Genomic DNA, 14,391 nt, shown 5'->3' with positions numbered 1-14,391 from the left:
GGTGTGGGTATGCCGGCGATCGTGCTGGTGGGTGCCCAGTGGGGCGACGAGGGCAAGGGCAAGGCCACGGACCTCATGGGCTCCGACGTCGACTACGTCGTGAAGTTCAACGGCGGCAACAACGCCGGCCACACCATCGTCATCGAGAAGGACGGCAGGCGCGAGAAGTTCGCGCTGCACCTGCTGCCCTCGGGCATCCTGACCCCGACCTGCATCCCGGTGATCGGCAACGGCGTGGTCATCGACCTGGCCGTGCTGTTCGAGGAGATCGACGGGCTCGAGGCGCGCGGCGTCGACACCTCCCGCCTCGTGGTCAGCGCGAGCGCGCACATCATCGCGCCGTACAACCGGGTCCTGGACAAGGTCACCGAGCGCTTCCTCGGCTCCCGGAAGATCGGGACCACCGGCCGCGGCATCGGCCCGACCTACGCCGACAAGATGGCGCGCAACGGCATCCGCGTCCAGGACCTCTTCGACGAGAAGATCCTGCGGCAGAAGGTCGAGGCCGCGCTGGCGTTCAAGAACCAGGTCCTGGCGAAGATCTACAACCGTCGCGCGGTCGAGGTCGACGAGGTGATGGAGGAGCTGCTCGGGTATGCCGAGCGGCTGCGCCCCATGGTCGCCGACACCTCCCTGGTGCTGGAGGAGGCGCTCGCGCGCGGCGAGAACGTCCTGCTCGAGGCCGGCCAGGCGACCCTGCTCGACGTCGACCACGGCACCTATCCGTTCGTGACCTCGTCCAACGCCACCGCCGGTGGTGCGTGCACCGGGTCCGGCATCCCGCCGACCCGGGTCTCGCGCGTCATCGCGATCCTCAAGGCGTACTCCACGCGGGTCGGCGAGGGGCCGTTCCCGACGGAGCTGTTCGACGACAAGGGCGAGTTCCTGCGCAAGACCGGGGCCGAGTACGGCACCACGACGGGCCGCCCGCGCCGTTGCGGCTGGGTCGACACCGTCGTGGGCCGGTACGCCACCCGGATCAACGGCGTCACCGACTTCGTCGTCACCAAGCTCGACGTGCTGACCGGCCTGGACACCGTGCCGATCTGCGTGGCCTACGACGTCGACGGCGTCCGGCACGACCAGATGCCGGTCAACCAGACCGACTTCCACCACGCCAGGCCGATCTACGAGGAGCTGCCGGGGTGGTGGGAGGACATCTCCACCTGCCGCACCTTCGAGGAGCTGCCCGCGAACGCGCAGGCGTACGTGCTGCGGCTCGAGGAGCTCATCGGGGCCCGCGTCTCGGCCATCGGTGTCGGCCCCGGCCGTGACGAGATCATCAGCCGCCACCCGCTGCTGGATGCCCAGCCGGCCTGACCCGGCCGTGGCGCGCCGTCTTCCCCATGCTCCTCGACGGCTGGGCCCGAGCGGTCCTGTGCGACCTCGTCGTCGGCTGGGCTAGTCGACCGTGAGCACCGTCATCCGGTGCGCCGCACGGGTGAGCGCGACGTAGAGGACCCGGATGCCGCCGGGGGACTCCCGGGTGATCTCCGGCGGGTCGACGATGACCGTGGCGTCGTACTCCAGGCCCTTGGTCGACATCGGGTCGATGACGACGACCCGCCCCCCGCCGGCACCGCCGACGGCGGCCAGCCGGTCGGCATACCGGCCCGGGGTGACGACGGCGACGGAGCCCTCGACCTCCGCCAGCAGCGCCTCCACCGCGTCCTGGACGGCCGCCACGACGTCCGCGGCGCCGGTGCGGGCCTCGACCGGCTGCACGCCCGTCTCCCGGACTGCGGCAGGGATGTCGGCGTCGGGCACCTCGGCCCGGACCACGCGCGCCGCGTAGTCGAAGATCTCGCGGGCGTTGCGGTAGTTGGTGTCCATGTGGAACAGGCGGCGCTCCTGGGAGCCGAACGCCTCCTCGCGCGCCCGCGCGGCCTCCTCGGCGTCCGGCCACGAGGCCTGCGCGGCGTCACCGACGACGGTCCACGACGAGAACCGGCCCCGCCGCCCGAGCATGCGCCACTGCATGGGCGAGAGGTCCTGCGCCTCGTCCACGAGGACGTGGGCGTACTCGCCCGGACCCTCGACGCGCCCGTGCAGCAGCCGCTCCCGCGGGTCGGTCGGCGCCGTCCGGGTCGCAGCGCCACGGCCGTTGCCGCTGACGGGGCCGACCTCGGCCACCCCGAACTGCGAGACGTCCTCGAGCTCCTCGATCTCGTAGAAGCCGCGCTCCTCCGGCGGCGCCTCCTGCACGGTGCCGAGTCGGGCCGCGAGGTCGTCCACGAGGGCGGCGTCGGCCACCGACCAGGTGCCCGTCTCGAGGGCCTCGCGCAGGGACGCCGCGAAGGCGTCGCACTCCGCGGGGGCCAGCACGCCCTGGCCGTGCCGGCGGACCAGCTCGGCGTCGGTGAGCCAGAGCAGCACCTCGCGCGGGTCGACCTGCGGCCACCACCGCGCGAGGAACGCCTCGACCTCGAGGTGCCCGTCGAACCGGTCCATGAACTCGGCCCGGTCGCCCTCGCGGACGCTGGCCCAGGCCGCCTCGGCGAGCGCGGCCTCGACCGCCTTGGTCGCGAGGTTGCGCTGGCGGTCGCGCAGCACCCTGCTGCGGATCCGGTCGAGCGCCGGGGTGTCGACCCGGACCGCGTGCCCCGCGATGAACGCGCGGAACGTCGTGGGGGCGTCGGGCACCCGGCCCCCGGCGGCGCGCGCCAGCAGGCGGCGGATGCGCAGCGAACCCTTGAGCGCCGCGACCTCGGGGGTGTCCAGCCGGGTGGCGGTGATGCCGTCGACGACGTCGCCGAGCGACCGGAGCGTCACCGACTCCTCGCCCAGCGAGGGGAGCACCCGCTCGATGTAGGCCGTGTAGGCCGACGAGGGGCCGACGACGAGGATGCCGCCGGACTCGAAGCGCCGGCGGTCGGAGTAGAGGAGGTAGGCCGCCCGGTGCAGGGCGACGACCGTCTTGCCGGTGCCGGGGCCACCGGTGATCTCGGTGACGCCACGGGCGCTGGCGCGGATGGCCTCGTCCTGGTGGCGCTGGATGGTCGCGACGATGTCGCGCATCTGCGCGCCCCGGCTGCGGGTCAGCGCGGCGAGGAGCGCGCCGTCGCCGACCACGACGAGGTCGTCGGGCGCCTCGGCGACCATGAGGTCGTCCTCGACGCCGACGACGTCCGGGCCCTTGCAGCGCAGCACCCGGCGGCGCAGCACGTCCATCGGCTCGACCGGGGTGGCGCGGTAGAACGCAGCCGCGGCGGGGGCGCGCCAGTCCACGACCAGGGGCTCGTAGTCGTCGTCGCGGACGCCGAGCCGGCCGATGTAGCGGACCTCGCGGTCGGGGGCCGAGCCGTCGTGCGAGAGGGCGTGGTCGAGGTCGAGCCGGCCGAAGACGAGGCCCTCGTACTGGGTGTCGAGGGTGGTGCGACGGCGGGCGGCGTTGAAGACCAGCGCGTCGCGCTCGAAGAGGCCGGTCAGCTCCTCGTCCCGGACGTCCCCCGTCCGGTCGGTGCGACCGCGGGCGAGGCCGTCGGCCTCGACGAGGCCGGCCCGGGCCTGGGCCTTGGCGAGCTCGGCGTAGACGAGGTCCACGTGGGCCTGCTCGACGGCGATCTCGCGGGCCACCTCCGCCGTGTCGGCGCGGGTGGTGTGGTCCGAATCGGTCACGAGTGGTCTTCCTGTCGTCCCTCCAGCGAACGCACGAGTCTAGCCCGGCGTCGTGCGCGCCCGTGCGCGGTCCGCGGCATCCGGACGGCGACCCGGACCGGGCCGGACAGTGGGCCCCACGGTGAGCCCCACGTGAGCCCGACGGTGGGGCCGACCGTGGGCCCGACGGTGGGCCCGAAGGGGGGCGCTCCCCTGGACGGCTCGTCGGCACCAGACGCACCCTCGCCCCGCGACGAGGTCCCGGGCCGGTGGCTCAGATCAGGCCGCGCCGGGCAGCCTGGACCCCGGCCTGGAACCGGGTGCTCGCACCGAGCTGGTCCATGAGGGCCCGCACGCGCCGCTCGACCGTGCGCTGCGAGATGCCCGTCTGCCGGGCGATGGTCGCGTCGGGGGCGCCGGCGGCCAGCAGGGCCAGGATCGTGCGGTCGCGCCGGTCGCCACCGGGGGCGTCGCGGTGCAGGGGCGACCCGCGGTCCCACAGCTGGTCCGCGAGGGCGATGAGGGCCAGGACCATCGGGCGGGCCCGCACCACGACCGACCCGGAGCCCGAGGGGTCGAACTCGCTGAGGTCGACGACCGCCGACGTGTCGTCGACGATGACCGCCGAGAACGGCACAGCGCTGCTGAACCGCGCCCGCTCGCCTCCGCGCTCGCGGGCCGCGAGCACCTCGAGGACGTTGTCGACCGCCAGCACCGCCGTGTCGTAGACCGCCGTGTAGTCCAGCGTGGTCCCTCCCACCCCGTGGCTGGTCTCCTCGTGGGCGTGCAGCGGGGCGGCGAACACCGCTCGCGTGCGGGGGGAGAGGGTGCGGAAGGTCCGGATGCGCTCGCGGCCCGAGGCGACCGCCTCTGCCGTGGCTGCGGCGATCTCCTCCATCGAGTCGAGCACGCGGATCGCGCCGGCGTCCGGGGCGCGCGAGGCCGCCCGGGCCTGGAAGAACACCTGGGCCAGCTCGTGGGCGGCGGACCGGGCGCCACGGGCCTGCCGCTCGTAGGCCTGGGCGAGGGCGGGCAGGGAGATGTCCGGCGGGAGGACCTCGATGGTCCCGCCTGCGTGCACCCGCAGCAGCCCGCGCTCGGCGAGCAGCCGCAGGGCCAGGTCGACCAGGGGGGCCTGCATCCCCTGGGCCAGCAGGAGCGACCGGCTGGGTTCGGGATGCTGGACGACGGCGAGGTACGCCCGGGTGACCGCCTGCTCGGCGTCGCTGTGGTCGAGGTCGAGCGCCGACGCGAGGTCGGCCGGAGAGGGGACGGGGTGCCCAGGGTCGTCCTGGGCGTCCGGGTCGGCTCCAGCCATGGCGCACATCGTTGCCCGGTGGCGTGTATCCGTCAATGGCGCAAGTCCGACAGGTTCGGGCTTTACCTGCCCGCCGTCCATGGTCCACTCTTGAGTCAGTCGACTCTGTCGACCCACGTGCCCGGTTGCAGGTTCCCCCGCCAGGTGACCGCACGTCGGCTGCGCGGCGTCCCCGGGAGAATGTCCCCCCTGCCTCCCCGGGACGCCGCGCTTTCCTCGTTCCCGGCCCGGCCGACCGGCCCTCTACGCTGACCACCGTGAAGGTTCTCGTCGTCGGGTCCGGTGCTCGCGAGCACGCCATCGTCAGGGCGCTCGGCGCCGACCCGGCCGTCGACGCGGTGGTCGTCGCCCCGGGCAACCCGGGGATGGACGCCGTGGCCCTCTGCGAGGAGCTGCCCGGTGGCGTCACCGACGCCGATGCCGTGGTCGAGGTCGCCCGCCGGCACGCGGTGGACCTCGTCGTGGTGGGGCCGGAGGCACCCCTGGTCGCGGGGGTCGCGGACGTCCTGAGGGAGGCCGGGTTCGCGGTGTTCGGGCCGTCGGCGCAGGCGGCCCGCCTCGAGGGGAGCAAGGCGTTCGCCAAGGAGGTGATGGCGGCGGCCGAGGTGCCCACGGGGCTGGCCCGTGTCTGCACGTCCGAGGCGGAGGTCGCCGACGCCCTCGACGCGATGGGGGCGCCGCACGTCGTCAAGGATGACGGCCTCGCCGCGGGCAAGGGCGTGGTCGTCACGGACGACCGGGACCAGGCCCTCGAGCACGCCCGCGCCTGCCTGGCCAAGGAGGGCAGCCGGGTCGTCGTCGAGGAGTTCCTCGACGGGCCCGAGGTCTCTCTCTTCTGCATCAGCGACGGGCGCGCCGTGCTGCCGCTGGCGCCTGCGCAGGACTTCAAGCGGGTCGGTGACGGGGACGAGGGACCGAATACCGGCGGCATGGGCGCGTACTCGCCGCTCGACTGGGCGCCCGCGGCGCTCGTCGACGAGGTCGTGACCCGGATCGCCGAGCCGACGGTCCAGGAGATGGCCCGACGGGGGACTCCCTTCGTGGGCGTGCTGTTCGTCGGGCTGGCCCTGACCGCCCGGGGGCCGCGGGTCATCGAGTTCAACGCTCGCTTCGGCGATCCCGAGACCCAGGTCGTCCTGGCCCGCCTCACCACCCCGCTCGGTGGCCTGCTGCACGCCGCCGCCACGGGCACCCTGGACTCGGTCGGCACCCTGACCTGGTCCAGCGAGCACGCGGTCACCGTGGTCGTGGCGGCTGCCGACTACCCCGGCACCCCGCGGACCGGGGACCCCGTCACCGGCATCGAGGACGTCGAGGACGTGCCCACGGCATACGTCCTGCACGCCGGGACCGGCCGCGACGCCGACGGCACCCTCGTGTCGGCCGGCGGACGGGTCCTGTCCGTCGTCGCGCTGGGCGAGAGCCTCAGCCAGGCGCGCTCGCGTGTCTACGACGCGGTGGGCCGGATCGGGCTCGAGGGCTCCCACCACCGCACCGACATCGCCCTGGCCGCCGAGCGCGACGAGCTGCACGTCGGCTGAGGACCGCCGGGCCACCTGCCCGGCCGCCCGGCCGCCCGGCTGCCCGGCAGCCTGGTTGCCCCGCGAGGGCGCTACCGGCGGTCCCCCGCCGCCCGGCCCGCGAGGGCCAGGCCACCGACGCCGGCGGCGACGGACCCGCCCATCACGACCGCGAACAGCCCGCCCGTGAGGGAGTCGGCCTGCCACGCGATCGCCGCCCCGGACGCCGCGAAGGCGACCGCCTGGGTGACCGACGGGGCGAGGAACGACGCGGCCGAGTTGCGCCCCTGGTCGGCCTCCGTCGACAGGGCGAGCACGTGGGTGCTGATCACCGGCGACGTGATGCCGATCCCGACACCGGCGACCGCCCACGCGCCGAGGCCGAGCCAGGCGGGCACCACCTCGAGCGACAGCAGGACCGGTCCGGCGAGCCCCGCCGTGAGCAGCGCGAAGCCGGCGCGCAGCCGCAGCGCGACCGACGTCCCGTCCTGCACCGCCCGCAGGCCCTGCAGCTGGGAGCCCAGGGCCCAGAACAGCCCGGTGATGGTCAGGCTCAGGCCCGCGCCCGCCGGCCTGTAGCCGTGCACCTCCGTCAGCATGAGCGGGAGCAGGCCGGCCGTCGTCCCGAAGGCGGCGCCCAGCAGGCCGCGGGCGGCGGTGAGCGCCGGTATGCCGGGTGCCCCCCTCAGTGTCCCGGTGGGCAGGATCGCCCGCAGCGACGGCACCAGGGCGAGCGCCCCCGCAAGGAGCAGCAGGCCGCCCATCGGGGTGTCGACCCCGCCGCGGGGCAGCAGGGAGCCCCCTGCGGTGAGCGCGGCAAGGCCGGCTGCGGCGACGACCGCCCACGCCGCCGCACGGGCGGGGGCGGGTCCGGACGGCCCGATGGTGGCGGGCTCACCCGCGGAGCCGTCGTCCGGTCCCGCCGGGGCGCCGGCCCGAGGAGCCCACAGCGCGGGTCGCAGCAGCGCCGCCACCGGGCCGAGCAGCGCGACCCCGACGAGGAACACGGCACGCCAGCCGACCTGCTCGGCGATGACGCCGGCGATCGACGGGCCGAGGAGCGACGGCAGCACCCAGGCTGCGGCGAACGTCGCGAAAACCTTGGGCCGCAACGACGCCGGGAGCGCCCGGGCGACGAGCACGGTGAGCCCCACGTCGAAGAGGCCCTCGGCGAGCCCGGCGAGCAGCCGGCCGCCGACGAAGGCCGGCATCGTGGGCGCGAGGCCGCAGAGCAGCTGCCCGGCCACGAACGAGGCCATCCCCGCGAGCAGGACCGGCCGTGGTCCGCTCCGGTCGCTCCACAGCCCGGCGACGGTGGTGGCGACGACGAAGGTCACCAGGGGGGCGGCGTTCGCCGCGCCGAAGAGCCACAGGCCGTCGAGGTCGCGAGCCACCGTGGGGAGGACCGTGGACACCGCACGGTTCTCGAACGCTCCCAGCGTGACCAGCGCGACGGCTCCCACGGCGAAGGGCAGGTGCGCGCGGGAGAGCAGGGAGGGTCGCGTGTCCGGGAGGGCGCTGGGCATGCCGGCCAGTCTCGAAGGTCAAGTCCACTTGAAGTCAAGCCGCGGGGTCGGCTCCCCGGGCATCTGGCAGGGTGACCCAACCGGACCGGGACCCCACCGCGTCTCCTCGCACCGGAAGGGGAGGTGCAGTGAGGACAGACCTCGAGGACGAGTTCCGGGCGTTCGCGGCGACCGCGATCCCACGCCTGCGTCGCATCGCGCTCGCCACGTGTCGGGACCCGCACCGGGCCGACGACCTGGTGCAGACCACGCTGGAGAAGCTGTATGCCGTGTGGCCGCGCGTCCACGGCGTCGACGACCCCCTGGCCTACGCCCGCACCACGCTGGTGCGCTCGCTCGTCTCCGAGCAACGTCGTCATTGGTGGCAGCGGGAGCGGTCCACGGCGGACGCCGGGCACGACGTGGTCGCGGCCGCGCAGACGGAGCGCGTCGAGCAGCGCCTCGACCTGCACGACGCGCTGTCCCGTCTGCCCGAGCGGCAGCGGATGGCCGTCGTGCTGCGGCACCTGGAGGACCTGTCCGTGGCCGAGGTCGCGCGGCTCATGGGCTGCTCCGAGGGCACCGTCAAGAGCACGACCAGCGACGGGTTGCGCGCGCTGCGCTCCTCGCTGGAAACCGTTGCGGGACCGAGGAAGTGATGGGAATGGACGACACGATGGAGCGGGTGCCCGAGGGGTTCCTGCGGCAGTACGAGGAGGAGCTCCGGCCGGCGCCGTTCTCGGTGGACGACCTGGTCGGCGGGGGCCGTCGTCGGGTGCGTCGCCGCCGCGGGGCGGTCGCCGGTGCGGCGATGCTCGCCGTGGCCCTGGCCGTGGGCGCTGGCCTGGGGGTACAGGCACTGCGCCCCGAGCGGGGGGCTGCGGTGCCGGCGGGCAGCGTGCGCTCCGGCCTGGTCGGGTGCGGGGGCACCCCGGAGCCGTGCGCTCCGCTGGTCCGGCAGTGGGCGAGGACCGAGCTGGGGGTCGACCTGCCGGCCGGGGCGCGGTTCGTGCGCGGACCGGTCGCGGGCTCGCCGTCCGCGTCGACGTGGTCCTTCCGGGCGTCCGGTGCCGACCCCGAGGTGAAAGGCCAGCGACTCGAGGTGGCAGTGACCCTCTCGGACCGCGAGGTCGTCCCCGACGGTGCGGGCGTCCGTGGTGCCGACGTCGGCACGACGGGAGGGGCCCTGCCCCCTGCCGCCCGGTTCACCCGGACGGGTGGGCCGCTCGGCGGCGAGCGCCGCTGGACGGCCTGGACCGTGCCTGCGGATGCGGGGCGGCCGGTGCTGACGGTCCTCGTGACCGCGGTCAACAGCGCAGGAGCGGCCTCCCTGCCGAACGCCCTCACGGACGTGGCCGTGGCCCATCTGGTCTGGGGTGTCGACACCGCGACGCCGCCGCCAGGCACGGCGGGCTGCGTCGCCAGGCCGGAGTCGTGCGTGTCCGTCGTGGCCGAGTGGTCCCGCCGGGTGGCCCACTCCACGGCGACCGTCGGCACGGAGGCGGCCGACGCGTCCGAGCCCGGCACCGTCGTGATCCAGCAGAAGGTGAGCTCCGTGCCCGGCCTGCAGGACGTCCACCTCTCGGTGGTCATCGCGCCCACGACGACGGAACCGAAGGTCGGGAGCGGGCTTCCGTACGGGCCCGACCCCGTCTCCCTGCCGGGCATTCCCGGCCAGGCGGGCAGGCTGACGGCGAACGGCGGCGGCAACCTGGTCGAGAGCTACCGGCTGCCTTCGACGGGGTCGCGACCGGCCGTCGAGCTCGTGCTCAACGCCGCGAACCAGGGGCCGGTCGGCGGCTCGTACTCCGAGACCTCGGACGACGTCAGGGCACCCGCGTGGTGGACCGAGGCCAACGTCGCCGACCTCCTGACACGTCTCTACGGAACCGACGCGGTGCGGCGGGCGGCACAGGCGTCGACGTCCGAGCAGGGCGCCGTGGGCACGAGCGGGTCCGCCACGGGGACGGGGCCGCGCTGACGGACGCCGGGCTGGGAGGATGTCGCCATGACGTCCTCCCGGCTCGAGTCCCCGCCGGCGCTGCCCGGCTACGTCCACGTCTACTCCGGCAAGGTGCGCGACCTCTACGCACCGGTGGACGCCGCGACCGGGGCTGCTCGCGACGACCAGCTGCTGCTCGTCGCGAGCGACCGGCTGTCGGCCTTCGACTTCATCCTGCAGACGCCCGTGCCCGACAAGGGGGCCGTGCTGACGCAGCTCTCGCTGTGGTGGTTCGAGCAGCTCGAGGACCTGGTACCCAACCATGTCGTCTCCACCGACGTCCCGGCGCAGGTCGCCGGCCGGGCCGTTCTCGTGCGCCGGCTCGAGATGCTGCCGGTCGAGTGCGTGGCGCGGGCCTACCTCACCGGCGGCGGCCTGCGCGAGTACCAGGCGGACGGCCACGTGAGCGGCGTCCGGCTCCCCGCGGGCCTCGTCGACGGGTCGCGACTGCCAGAGCCGGTGTTCACCCCCTCGACGAAGGCGCCGGAGGGCCAGCACGACGAGCCCATGCCGTATGCCGACGTGGAGGCGGCCGTGGGCCCGGGCCTCGCCGCGCGGGCGCGCGACCTGACCACGCGGATCCTGGCCCGGGGCAACGAGATCGCCGCTGGGCGGGGGATCCTCATCGCCGACACCAAGGTCGAGTTCGGCCTCGACGGTGACGAACTCGTCCTCGCCGACGAGGTGCTCACCCCGGACTCCTCCCGGTTCTGGCCGGCCGACCAGTGGGAGCCGGGGCACACCCAGCCGTCCTTCGACAAGGAGTTCGTCCGCGAGTGGCTGATGTCGCCGGCCAGTGGCTGGGACACGGCCTCGGGCGAGGCGCCGCCGCCCCTGCCGGACGACGTGCTGGAGCGCACCCGCGCGAAGTACGTCGAGGCGTACGAGCGGCTCACCGGCCGCACCTTCACCGCCTGACCCGCACCTGACCGGGCGGTGACTCCGCGGTGGGCTGCTCCCCGAGCATGCCTGCGCCCCCGTCCGGGTGGGCGGGGTGCGGGGCGGGGTCATGGCAGGGGCGGGTCGTCACCGTCGTGCTGCGGCCACCGGGGGACGAGCCCGGCACGGCGGAGCGCCTCGAGCCGGTCGTCGTACGAGCCGTAGGTGAGGTCCCACTCGACCTGTGGTCCGTGCCCACGGTCGACGACCGCCCCGGCGTACCGACCCTGGTGGACCACGGTGTGGTGGGCCCGGCACAGCAGCGCCGCGTTCGTGATGTCGCTGGACCCACCGTCGGCCCAGTGGACGAGGTGGTGGGCGTCGGTCCAGGCGGCCGGCTTCGAGCAGCCGGGGAAGCTGCACCCGCGATCGCGCATCCACAGGTGCCGGATCTGGCCCCGCTTGAACAACCGCTTGGCCCGGCCCTGGTCGAGCACCTCGCCGCGCGAGCCGAGCACCACCGGGACGACCTCGGCGTCGCAGGCGAGCCGGCGCACCGTGCCGGCCGTGAGCAGGTCGCCGGCAGTGGTGAGGCCCGAACCCCGGCACCGGCCCGCGAGGACGTCGAGGCCCACGGTCACCACCAGACTCGCCTTGGCCTGACGCGGTACGCCGTCCGGTGCCTCGACCGCCCGCAGGACCAGGTCGACCAGGGCGTCGGCCCGACGTGCCGCCGGAGTGCGCGTGTCCATCTCGCCGGTCTCCTCGTCGCGCGAGGGCTTGGCCAACGCGTCGACCGCGGCGTCGACGACGGCGGCGCCCTCCTCGTCGAGCAGCAGCGTGTAGCGCGACAGACCCATCGGCCCCGAGCCCTTCACCAATGAGCGGTGGGCCCGACGCACGGCCGCGTCGTGCTCGACGAGCCTGTCGGGTCGCAGCAGGTCGCTCGTCTGCCGCACCGCTACGGCCAGCACCTTCTCTGGCAGGCCGCCGGGTCCGCTGGCGCCGTCGAGCAGTTCGGTGGTCACCGCGTCGAGCACCCGTGCGTCGGCCATGCCACGGAAGGACCGGTGGAAGCGCACCAGCTGGGCGGCCTTGGCCAGCGGCACCGCGCTCTCGAGTCCCTCGCCGCTGCGGTCCACGCTCGCCGCCCGCGTCGCCCCTGCCACGACGTCGCCGAGTCGGAGGTCGTCCGCCGCCTCGGCCACCGTCTGGGCTTCCGCGAGGGCTCGCTCGCGGACGAGCGGGGCGTGCGCCCGGGCCCAGTCCAGCCGGTCCCAGCCGTCCCCCGATCCTAGGCCCCGTCGGCCGGCCTCCGCGAGCGCCGTCACGAGGTGGGCGTCGACGCTGGCGGACAGCACCCCGAGCAACCGCACGACCTCGGCGACCTCGCCCTCGTTCAGCGCCCAGATCCGCTCCGGCGTCGAGCGCGAGAGCACCTCGACGGCTGCCGTGACCGCACCCAGGACGGGGCGCGTCGCGGGGTCCGGCCCCTGCAGTGCCCAGTCGTCCGGTGCGATCGCCATGAACCAACCCTAGGGGCGACCACCGACAGTCCAGACGCCGATGTATGACGAGGATGTCGTTGGCGCACAAAGGGTTCCAGCGACCGCCACAACCTCCCACTTGTTGCCACCTCGCCGTCGTCCTGACGCCTGATCCCGCCGGTTGTGACCACCAGATGGCAACAAGTGGGGAGCGGGGGCTGGAGCTGACCGGGCGACGGACGTCCGGGCGTCAGGGGCGCGCGGCGGCGTCAGCCCTGGGTGGTCAGCTCGTGCAGCAGCGAGGGCACGACCGCCGGCACCTCCCGTGCCAGGAAGCCGACCGTGCCGATCCGCTCGGCGAGCTCGTCCCCGGCCCGGCCGTGCAGGTAGGAACCCCAGGTCGCCGCCTGCTCCGGCTCCGCCCCTCGGCCCAGCAGCCCCGCCACGATGCCCGCCTGCACGTCGCCGGAGCCCGAGACGCCCAGTCCCGGCCCGCCCGCATCGGTCCACCACACGCGTCCGTCCGGGGCCGCGACCGTCTTGGTCGCCCCGCCGCAGAGCACGACCGCCCCGCTGCGCGAGGCCAGGGCCCTCGCCGCCCCCGCCGGGTCGCCATTCACGTCCTCCACCGGGACACCGAGCGTCAGGGCCACCTCGTCCATGTTGGCGCTCAGCACGCAGCCGTGGCCCAGGTGGTGCACGTCGCCCCCTCCCTTGCCCAGGTATGCGGAGGCGACCGCGTCGAGGACGAGCGGCGCCTCGAGCCGCGGGACCAGCGCGTGCAGCAGCGCCAGCGTCGCGTCCACGTCGGAGAAGCCGGACCCCACCAGCACCGCGTCGGCCCCCTCTGCCAGCTCCAGCAGCTCGTCGGCGGCCTCCGGCGTGAGTGATCCGCCGGCGTCGGTGGGCAACGGGTGCACGAGCGCCTCGGGGACCGCGACCGCGAGGGCGGCGGCGACCTCGTGGGCGCTGGCCACCTGCAGCTTCCCGCCACCCGCGCGCAGCACCGCCTCGCCGGCCAGGAGGACCGCACCCGGCGTGCTGGCCGTACCCCCGACGACGAGCACCCGGCCGCGGGACTCCTTGTCGCCGCCGGGCGCGGGCAGCGGCCACTGCCGCAGGAGCGTGGCGGTGACCCGCTCAGCGGGCCCGGTGGTGTCGTGGCCGTTCGTGGGGTCCCCGGCCCGGTCAACCATCTCGGTCCACCCCCGCGACAGCCTCGCCGCGTTCGACCTTGCTCGGCTCCTCCGTGTGCTCGGCCCCGAACCGGTCGACGGCGTCGGTGTCGGCGAACGCCACGAGCTCCATGGCGCGCTCGCCACCCCGGTACCTCGTCACCGAGCAGTTCGGCAGCCGCTCCCGCTTGTCGATGTCGAGCAGCTCGGCCTCGGTCAGGTCCTCGAGCACGTACCGGAAGGACATGAGCACGGCCTGGTGCGTGAACAACCAGACCCGACGGCCCTCGTACCCCTCGCGCAGGTCGGCCAGGATCGAGCGGACCCGCAGGGTGACGTCGCACCAGCTCTCGCCCGACGGCGGCTGGTAGTAGAACTTCCCGACGTGGCTGCGGCGCTGCGCCTCCGCCGCGTACTCCGCCTCGATGCCGCGCCACGTCAGCCGGTCGAACGCCCCGAGGTCGCGCTCGCGCAGCCGCTCGTCCACGACGAGGTCGTCGGGGCCGGCCACCCCGGACGCGCCCTCGCCCGAGCGGGACGCGTTCGCCAGCGCCCGTTCGGCCGTCTCGGCCGCTCGCCGGTACGGCGAGGACACGACCACGTCCGGCCGGTCGTCCGCGCCGAGCTCGGCCAGGAGCCGCCCGACGGCGTCCGCCTGCTCCTTGCCGGTGTCGGAGAGGGGCACGTCGGCGTCGCGCAGCTCGAGCTCGAGCCGGTCCGCGCCGCGCTCACGCGCCTGCGCGTCGGCGAGGTTGCCGAGGCTCTCCCCGTGCCTGACGAGCACCAGCTCGCTCGGCCAGCGGGACGTGGTGACCAGGGCTCCTCTGGGCATGGGTTGCCTCTCCTCGGGGACGTCGTGGATGCCTCCTACCCCGGATGCCGCGTGCTCACTCGCCCCGCGTGGTCCC

11 protein-coding genes are annotated in these 14,391 nt (G+C 74.7%); 5 read left to right on the top strand and 6 right to left on the bottom strand.

The annotated features are described in order from the left end of the window. Window positions 1-9: 9 nt before the first annotated feature. Entirely contained in the window at window positions 10-1,320 is a 1,311-nt protein-coding gene (locus ACYVDO_RS07645; RefSeq protein ID WP_460934406.1) for an adenylosuccinate synthase, read from the top strand. Between the two features lie 81 nt (window positions 1,321-1,401). Here the strand turns inward: ACYVDO_RS07645 and ACYVDO_RS07640 are convergent, their stop codons facing one another. Further along, complete coding sequence (locus ACYVDO_RS07640; protein WP_460934404.1) at window positions 1,402-3,618, bottom strand: HelD family protein; 2,217 nt, start codon at window positions 3,616-3,618, stop codon at window positions 1,402-1,404. Between the two features lie 253 nt (window positions 3,619-3,871). Then, complete coding sequence (locus ACYVDO_RS07635; RefSeq protein WP_460934402.1) at window positions 3,872-4,915, bottom strand: helix-turn-helix transcriptional regulator; 1,044 nt, start codon at window positions 4,913-4,915, stop codon at window positions 3,872-3,874. A gap of 257 nt (window positions 4,916-5,172) precedes the next feature. Here ACYVDO_RS07635 and purD point away from each other — a divergent pair, with 257 nt between their 5' ends. Next, window positions 5,173-6,456, top strand: coding sequence for a phosphoribosylamine--glycine ligase (gene purD / locus ACYVDO_RS07630; protein ID WP_460934401.1), 1,284 nt, complete (start codon window positions 5,173-5,175; stop codon window positions 6,454-6,456). A gap of 71 nt (window positions 6,457-6,527) precedes the next feature. Here the strand turns inward: purD and ACYVDO_RS07625 are convergent, their stop codons facing one another. Continuing rightward, complete coding sequence (locus tag ACYVDO_RS07625; RefSeq protein WP_460934399.1) at window positions 6,528-7,961, bottom strand: MFS transporter; 1,434 nt, start codon at window positions 7,959-7,961, stop codon at window positions 6,528-6,530. 128 nt (window positions 7,962-8,089) lie between these two features. Between ACYVDO_RS07625 and ACYVDO_RS07620 the strand changes: the two genes are divergently transcribed. From ACYVDO_RS07620 to ACYVDO_RS07610, 3 genes are read left to right on the top strand one after another with little or no spacing between them, the layout of a single operon-like run. Further along, window positions 8,090-8,599: a SigE family RNA polymerase sigma factor gene (locus ACYVDO_RS07620; RefSeq protein WP_460934397.1), complete on the top strand. Its 510-nt coding sequence runs from the start codon at window positions 8,090-8,092 to the stop codon at window positions 8,597-8,599. A gap of 5 nt (window positions 8,600-8,604) precedes the next feature. Then, the gene (locus tag ACYVDO_RS07615; RefSeq protein ID WP_460934395.1) at window positions 8,605-9,921 is read left to right on the top strand and encodes a hypothetical protein; all 1,317 of its coding nucleotides are present in this window, start codon (window positions 8,605-8,607) and stop codon (window positions 9,919-9,921) included. Between the two features lie 27 nt (window positions 9,922-9,948). Next, complete coding sequence (locus ACYVDO_RS07610; protein WP_460934393.1) at window positions 9,949-10,860, top strand: phosphoribosylaminoimidazolesuccinocarboxamide synthase; 912 nt, start codon at window positions 9,949-9,951, stop codon at window positions 10,858-10,860. Window positions 10,861-10,949: 89 nt separating this feature from the next. Here the strand turns inward: ACYVDO_RS07610 and ACYVDO_RS07605 are convergent, their stop codons facing one another. The 3 genes from ACYVDO_RS07605 to ACYVDO_RS07595 all read right to left on the bottom strand — a co-directional run bounded on the left by ACYVDO_RS07605 (window position 10,950) and on the right by ACYVDO_RS07595 (window position 14,315). After that, window positions 10,950-12,347, bottom strand: a complete 1,398-nt coding sequence (locus ACYVDO_RS07605; protein ID WP_460934391.1) for an HNH endonuclease signature motif containing protein — start codon at window positions 12,345-12,347, stop codon at window positions 10,950-10,952. Window positions 12,348-12,577: 230 nt separating this feature from the next. Continuing rightward, on the bottom strand, window positions 12,578-13,504 hold the full coding sequence (locus ACYVDO_RS07600) for an NAD(P)H-hydrate dehydratase (RefSeq protein WP_460934389.1): 927 nt from the start codon (window positions 13,502-13,504) through the stop codon (window positions 12,578-12,580). Continuing rightward, window positions 13,497-14,315 carry a histidine phosphatase family protein gene (locus ACYVDO_RS07595; RefSeq protein ID WP_460934387.1) on the bottom strand — a complete coding sequence of 273 codons (819 nt, stop codon included), beginning with the start codon at window positions 14,313-14,315 and terminating at the stop codon, window positions 13,497-13,499. Before ACYVDO_RS07595 ends, ACYVDO_RS07600 begins: the two co-directional genes overlap by 8 nt. Between the last annotated feature and the right edge of the window lie 76 nt (window positions 14,316-14,391).

Source organism: Phycicoccus ginsengisoli, assembly GCF_054779295.1.
The sequence above is the reverse complement of the archived record's forward strand: the minus strand, read 5'-3'. Positions and strand labels throughout refer to the sequence as shown.

Excerpts from the sequence above, each read along its gene's own strand:
- ACYVDO_RS07610 (WP_460934393.1), top strand. The coding sequence starts at position 9,949 with ATGACGTCCTCCCGGCTCGAGTCCCCGCCGGCGCTGCCCGGCTACGTC.
- ACYVDO_RS07645 (WP_460934406.1), top strand. The coding sequence starts at position 10 with ATGCCGGCGATCGTGCTGGTGGGTGCCCAGTGGGGCGACGAGGGCAAG.
- ACYVDO_RS07605 (WP_460934391.1), bottom strand. The coding sequence starts at position 12,347 with ATGGCGATCGCACCGGACGACTGGGCACTGCAGGGGCCGGACCCCGCG.
- ACYVDO_RS07625 (WP_460934399.1), bottom strand. The coding sequence starts at position 7,961 with ATGCCCAGCGCCCTCCCGGACACGCGACCCTCCCTGCTCTCCCGCGCG.
- ACYVDO_RS07635 (WP_460934402.1), bottom strand. The coding sequence starts at position 4,915 with ATGGCTGGAGCCGACCCGGACGCCCAGGACGACCCTGGGCACCCCGTC.
- ACYVDO_RS07595 (WP_460934387.1), bottom strand. The coding sequence starts at position 14,315 with ATGCCCAGAGGAGCCCTGGTCACCACGTCCCGCTGGCCGAGCGAGCTG.
- ACYVDO_RS07615 (WP_460934395.1), top strand. The coding sequence starts at position 8,605 with ATGGACGACACGATGGAGCGGGTGCCCGAGGGGTTCCTGCGGCAGTAC.
- ACYVDO_RS07600 (WP_460934389.1), bottom strand. The coding sequence starts at position 13,504 with ATGGTTGACCGGGCCGGGGACCCCACGAACGGCCACGACACCACCGGG.